This is a genomic window from Ancylomarina sp., from assembly GCF_041555295.1.
Classification (GTDB): domain Bacteria; phylum Bacteroidota; class Bacteroidia; order Bacteroidales; family Marinifilaceae; genus Ancylomarina.
The window spans coordinates 1-2,478 of record NZ_JBFFKR010000399.1; the positions used below are offsets into that span (position 1 = coordinate 1).

Sequence of the window (2,478 nt, forward strand, 5' to 3'; positions counted from 1 at the left end):
CAACTCGTATGGATAGAGCAGATCGTATGGCTCAGCTAGGGTTTATTGTTGTTACAATGGGTAACCGAGGTGGTCATCCAGCGCGTTCTAAGTGGTACCACAACTATGGTTATGGCAATCTTAGAGACTATGGTTTGGAAGATAAGAAAGTTGGTCTTGAGCAATTGGCAGACAGACACAGCTTTATTGACATTAACAAAGTAGGTATTTTCGGTCATTCAGGTGGTGGATTCATGTCGACTGCGGCAATGTTGGTTTATCCTGACTTTTTTAAGGTAGCTGTATCAGCAGCTGGTAACCACGACAACAATATTTACAACCGTTGGTGGAGTGAAACACACCATGGCGTAAAAGAAGTTGTAAGCGAAAAAGGGGACACCACTTTCCAATACAAAATTGACACCAACCCTAGTTTGGCTAAAAACCTGAAAGGAAAGCTGATGATTGTAACAGGTGATATCGATGATAATGTTCATCCTGGTAACAGTATTAGAATGGCCAATGCCTTGATTAAAGCAAATAAGCGATTCGATTTCTTCATTTACCCTGGTCAGCGACATAGCTTTGGTACTATGAGCGAATACTCATTCTGGCTACGTGGTGAATATTTCTGCAAGTATCTACTTGGTGATTTTAGATCGTCAGCAGATTATGTCGAAATGCAAAAAGATCAGCCTCAGAAGAGATAAAGTCTTATTTATGTGAATATAATGAATCCCGATTTGCTTTAGGCAGATCGGGATTTTTATTCAGCCATATCGTGTATACTTATCCACTGACAGGATGTAAGTTAAGATCAACAAGATATCACAACTCTTTATAATCTACTAATAATTAATATTTTAAGAAGACACTTAATAAACAAAATGTAATAAATTGACTACCTTCGGATTCGATATTTTTAATCGACCTCAAAAAAGACAGGTAGAGCAAACTACAAAGCAATTCTCCTACACGACTCTATTTTATGCACAAAGCATAGTTGTCTTTATAATGTTAGAAAGTGTGTGTGGTATCAGATATATACCATATGAAGCAGAAATAAAATATTTTATTTCTGTAATCAACACCCCATAATATGTCAAAGCTTTTAACTGTCGGCATTGTCGGCAGCTCACTAAAAGAAAATGAAGAACGAGTAGCAATTCATCCAGAACACATCGAACGAATTCCCGAAGAGTTACGAAAACAAATGACTTTTGAAAAAAGCTATGGCCTAAGATTTGGCGTAGATGATCAAACTATTGCACAACTCACATCAGGAAGAGTTGCCTTAAGAAAAGAAATATTAAAAGGTTTTGATTGTGTTCTCATGCCTAAACCATTAGCATCCGATTTATCTCAAGTAAGAGAAGGTGCTATTGTATGGGGTTGGCCGCACTGTGTACAACAAAAAGAAAATACCCAGATCGCAATTGATCGAAAATTAACCCTCATCGCCTGGGAAGAGATGTTTACCTGGAGCCGTTCAGGTGATAAAAACATGCATGTTTTTTATAAGAACAACGAAATGGCAGGCTATGCAGGTGTCAACCACGCATTGAGTCTTATGGGAATTGCTGGTAACTATGGTAAATCACGAAAAGCTGTCGTACTGAGCTTTGGCTCGGTGAGTCGAGGTGCTGTATATGCCTTGCAAGGCCAAGGTATTCAAGACATAACTGTTTATACCAATCGAATATCAACAGATGTGAGTGATCAACTGCCTGGTATATCATTTAAACAAATGAAGAATGACGTCTCAGGAAGTTTGCTTTCAGTTGAATCTGATGGCAGTACACTCCCTTTTTCTGAAATTTTGTCGGATGTAGATATTATTGTAAATGGTATCCTGCAAGATACAGAACATCCTATCATGTTTGTCCCCAAAGAGGATGCCGATAAATTAAAGAAAGGCACCCTTATTATCGATATCAGTTGCGATGAAGACATGGGCTTTTGGTGTGCCAAACCGACAAGTTTTGAGCATCCAATGTTTGAGTCAGAAGGCAAATACTATTATTCAGTCGATCACAGCCCTAGTTATTATTGGCAATCTGCATCATGGGAAATTTCAGAAGCCCTACTCCCCTTTTTACCCATTATTATTGGCGGATCAAAAGTCTGGGAACAGAACGACCCAATTTCAAAAGCTATTGAAATAAACAAGGGAGTCATTCAAAACAAGAAAATATTGTCATTCCAAAATAGAAGTAAAGAATACCCACACTTATTACAGAATTAAGATTTAGACATCAACATTTATAATATTTTAATCCCGATTTGCTTGATGCAGATCGGGATTTTTATTGTGTAACATCTTTAAATATCTATCCCGCCTTCTGATCGTTGACAACACTTTTACATTGTTAATTACTTCTTGATAACTATTTTAGGTTTTACATTCAGTATCTCGATTTTCATTTTACTTTTACATTACAAAATTGAACCAGGGAATACTGTTAAAATCAGTAGCTGTCCCCGCAGCCGTAAATTGCC

2 protein-coding genes and 1 riboswitch are annotated in these 2,478 nt (G+C 37.5%); both genes read left to right on the plus strand.

The features are described from left to right. Positions 1–689: alpha/beta hydrolase family protein (locus ABY905_RS16435; RefSeq protein WP_372645835.1), on the plus strand; the 689-nt coding region annotated here is incomplete at its 5' end. Positions 690–1,078: 389 nt separating this feature from the next. Further along, entirely contained in the window at positions 1,079–2,224 is a 1,146-nt protein-coding gene (locus ABY905_RS16440; protein ID WP_372645837.1) for a N(5)-(carboxyethyl)ornithine synthase, read from the plus strand. Between the two features lie 152 nt (positions 2,225–2,376). Then, a riboswitch (cobalamin riboswitch) is annotated at positions 2,377–2,478 on the plus strand. This riboswitch is flagged as partial in the annotation.